Origin of the sequence: Nguyenibacter vanlangensis (assembly GCF_013376155.1) — a bacterium.
GTDB lineage: Bacteria > Pseudomonadota > Alphaproteobacteria > Acetobacterales > Acetobacteraceae > Gluconacetobacter > Gluconacetobacter vanlangensis.
The window spans coordinates 1-3,983 of sequence record NZ_JABXXP010000254.1 but is presented as its reverse complement, the minus strand read 5'-3'; the positions used below and the strand labels follow the sequence as shown (position 1 = coordinate 3,983).

Below are 3,983 nucleotides of genomic sequence, written 5' to 3'. Positions count from 1 at the left end.
GACGTGCAGGGCGACGCCGCCCTGTGCCGCTCGATCCAGCTTGTGGCCGATGAAGCGGGGCTGAAGGACCTGTCTGCGCAGTTGGCGGGCCTGCTGGCGACCCGGGACGGGACGCGGCCCGCCCAGCCATCCCGCTTCCCCACCCCGACCTTGTCGCCGCGCCATGGCTTCAAGGTCGATCCGGCGCTGGTCTATGCCCTGACGCGGCTGGAATCGAATTTCGACGCCGGCGCGATTTCGGGCGCGGGCGCGCATGGCCTGATGCAGATCATGCCCGTCACCGCCGGCTTCGTGACCGGCAGCGCCGGACGCTATGCCGCCTTCCCCGCCCTGCTGCACAATGCGGCGGTGAATCTCGAGATCGGACAGCTCTATGTCCTCTACCTGGCGCACCTGACCGAACAGCGCGGCGATGTCCACCACGTGCCGGGCGGCGACCTGGTGCGGATGCTGGCCAGCTACAATGCCGGCCCGACGGCGATCGCCCGCCAGGACGCGGCCAATGATTGCGGGGACGACCCGCTGCTGTTCATCGAAAGCCTGCCCAGCACCGAAACACGGGACTACGTCCACCGGGCGCTGACCTATCTGTGGATCTATGCCGACCGGCTGGGCATGCCCACCCCGTCGCTGGAAGCCCTGGCCCGCGACGAATGGCCGTCCTTCGCAGCCGAGCGCGACCTGGCCGGGCACCGTTTCCACACGGTGCACTGATCGGCGTACAGAGGGAAAGGAAGCCCCCAGCCGGCGGCCCTTCAGTTTTCGGCGAAGGCCTGCCGGCTGGCCCTGACCCGCATCACCCGGCGCTGGTCCATCTCCTGGACCTCGAACAGCCAGCCGGAGAACACCACCTTGTCCCCCGCCGCCGGCACCCGGCGCAGCAGCGCCAGGATCAGCCCGCCCAGCGTGTGATAACTGCCTTCGTCGGGCAGGTCGGCCAGGCCCAGCCGGTCCTTCAGTTCGTCGACCGGCATGAACCCGTCCAGGACCAGCACGTCGTCCGGCGCCAGATGGGCGCTGGGCGCCCCCCCGGCCTCGTGATGCTCGCCGACGATGGCCTCGAACAGGTCCGAGGCGGTGACCACGCCTTCGAACGAGCCGTACTCGTCCAGGACCAGGGCCATGCCCGCGGCGACGGTGCGCATCCGCTCCACCATATCGAAGGCGGAAATCGTATCGGGTACCACCACCGGCTTGCGCAGCCCGGCCTCGATCGAGACGGGACGCCCATCCAGCAGGCAATCCAGCATGTCCTTGGCCAGGATGATGCCGACCGGATTGTCCACTCCGCCGTCGCAGACCACGATACGGGTATAGGCGGTCTGGCGCAGCATGCGGCGCAGTTCCTCGCGGCTGGCCTTGCGCTCGATCCAGACCAGTTCGTTCCGCGGGGTCATGATCGCACGCACCGGCCGGTCCGCCAGGCGCAGCAGGCGCTCGATCATGTCACGCTCGGCCTGCTCCAGCACGCCGGACTGCGCGCCCTCGGCGATATAGGCTTTCAGTTCCTCCTCGGTCAGGGCCTCGCGCGTGGCCGACCCCACGCCCATCAGGCGCAGCACCAGGTTCGACGACCGGCCGAGCACCCAGACCGCCGGACGGACCAGCCGGGCAAGCCCTTCCAGCAGCAGCGACAGGCGCGCGGCGATGATCTCGGGATGGCGCAGCGCCAGTTGCTTCGGCACCAGTTCGCCCAGCACCAGCATCAGCGAGGTGATCGAGACCACGACGATGGCGATCGACAGTTCGGGGGCGAACGGGCGCAGCAGCGCGAACCCGCCCAGCCAGGGCGTCAGCCCGGCCTCGATCTGGGTGCCGCCATAGGTCCCCTCCAGGATCGAGACCAGGGTAATGCCGACCTGCACGGTGGGAAGGAAGCTCTGCGGGTCCTCGGCCAGGCGCTGGGCCCGCTGGGCGCCCTTGACGCCGTTGCGGTGCAGGATCCGCAACCGGGCGGGGCGGGCCGAGATCAGGGCCAGTTCCCCCATGGCGAAGACGCCGTTGAGAAGGACGAGAAGAACAATGACGACGAGCGGCGCGATCATGATGGCCGCATCCTAAAGCAGATCGCGATGCGGTGAAATCGCCTGGGCGACGTTGCGCGCCGGACGTCCGAGATGACGTCCGACACAAGAAGACGCCCGATATGAAAATGGCGGGGACACCCCCGCCATTCCCTTAACGCGATCGGATACCGCCAGCCGGATACCGGCCGGGGGGAGATCAGTCCGCGGCGTCCGCCGCGACCGGGGCGTCCACCACCGTGACGCGCGGCGGCTTGGCCGGCTTCTTCGCCGCGGCAAGCTCGGCCATGCGGGCCTCGACATGCTGGGTGAAGACGTATTCGGCCGGGCGCTGGTTGGCCAGCGAGATCTCGGGCGCCATCGGCTTCTCGGTCTCGGGCCCGAACAGGGCGACCTTGGCGATGTGCCAGGGGCGGCGCACGGCGTCCATCACGGCGGTGGATTCATAACCGGAATGGACCATGCAATCGGCGCATTTTTCGTAATTGCCCGTGCCGTAATCATCCCATTTGGTGTCGTCCATCAGTTCCTGGAACGTCTTGGCATAGCCCTCGCCCAGCAGGTAGCACGGACGCTGCCAGCCGAACACGTTCCGCAGCGGCTTGCCCCAGGGGGTGCAATGATATTGCTCGTTCCCCGCAAGGAAGTTCAGGAACAGCGGCGACTGCGTGAAGCGCCACTTCTTGCCCTTGCCCAGGCGGAAGATGTCGCGGAAAAGCTGCTTGGTCTTCTGGCGATTCAGGAAATGCGCCTGGTCCGGCGCGCGTTCGTAGGCATAGCCCGGCGCGGTCATGATGCCGTCGACACCCATCGCCATGACTTCGTCGAAGAAGGCGGCCACGCGCTTGGGATCGGCGCCGTCGAACAGGGTGCAGTTGATCGACACGCGGAAGCCGCGCGCCTTGGCCTTCTTGATCGCGGCGACGGCGCGTTCATAGACGCCGTCCTGGCAGACCGAAGCGTCGTGCATCACCTGGTCGCCGTCCAGATGCACGTCCCACGAGAAGAACGGCGACGGCTCGTAGTCGTCCATCTTCTTTTCCAGGAGAAGCGCGTTGGTGCAGAGATAGACATATCTCTTGCGCGCGATCAGGCCCCGGATGATCTCGGGCATTTCCTTGTGCAGCAGGGGCTCGCCGCCCGCGACGGCGACCACGGGCGCGCCGGCTTCGGTATCCGCGTCCAGGCATTCCTGCACGCTCATGCGCTGGTTCAGGATCTGCGCGGGATAGTCGATCTTGCCGCACCCGGCGCAGGCCAGATTGCACCTGAACAGCGGCTCGAGCATCAGCACGAGCGGATAGCGCTTCCGGCCGGTGATGTGCTGCCTGACGACGTAAGCACCCACCCTGACAGCCTGCATTAAAGGAACGGCCATGAAACCTCAGCTCCTGAACCGGCTGCGCGCCGGCCTTTTTCAAAACATGTGACCTTATTATGGACACGTTCGCACGGAGGATAACAAGTGCGGGCGGTCCAAGCCGTGCGCGAGACTCATATCGAGGTTGCGGACGAACGACGCGCCGCGATCCCGTTTCGGGGGGTATAGGACAATTCGGGGGCTTTACTCAATTCCCAACGCACGCACTGTGCCCTAATCACCACACCTTTCAGGGAGACTCTGTATTTGCTGCGGCTCCGGGAGTAAAAGCAAACCGCATCGGACCAGAAGGCGTTACGCGTATCCGGCTCGGTGACGTCGCAAACAGACCGGATCAGGAATCGCCCGCCCCCGGGCGGCAGCCTGGCAAACATAAAATGAGCGTAAACGTCATGGATCAGCCGACCCCCCAACAGCCCGCCGGCACGGCCGGATTCGGAGCCGGCCGTACCGGGCCCGGCGGCGAGCCGACGCGCGGGCGCTTTCCGCTTTTGGACCGGGTTTCGTATCCGGCGGACCTGCGCAACCTGTCGATCGAGCAATTGAGGCAGTTGGCGGAGGAATTGCGGGCCGAGACG

General features: G+C 66.4%; 4 protein-coding genes. 2 read left to right on the top strand and 2 right to left on the bottom strand.

Annotation, left to right across the window (positions count from 1 at the left end):
* Positions 1–714, top strand: a 714-nt coding sequence (locus HUK84_RS11825; RefSeq protein ID WP_176640472.1) for a lytic transglycosylase domain-containing protein, incomplete at its 5' end; no start/stop codon positions are given.
* Between the two features lie 41 nt (positions 715–755).
* Here HUK84_RS11825 and HUK84_RS11820 read toward each other — a convergent pair.
* Both HUK84_RS11820 and hpnH read right to left on the bottom strand, forming a co-directional pair.
* The gene (locus tag HUK84_RS11820; protein WP_176640471.1) at positions 756–2,045 is read right to left on the bottom strand and encodes a hemolysin family protein; all 1,290 of its coding nucleotides are present in this window, start codon (positions 2,043–2,045) and stop codon (positions 756–758) included.
* A gap of 178 nt (positions 2,046–2,223) precedes the next feature.
* Positions 2,224–3,402 (bottom strand): adenosyl-hopene transferase HpnH, encoded by a 1,179-nt coding sequence (gene hpnH / locus HUK84_RS11815; protein WP_176640470.1) that lies wholly within the window; start codon positions 3,400–3,402, stop codon positions 2,224–2,226.
* 395 nt (positions 3,403–3,797) lie between these two features.
* Between hpnH and HUK84_RS11810 the strand changes: the two genes are divergently transcribed.
* A partial coding sequence (locus HUK84_RS11810) for a hypothetical protein (RefSeq protein WP_176640469.1) occupies positions 3,798–3,983 on the top strand: 186 nt, incomplete at its 3' end.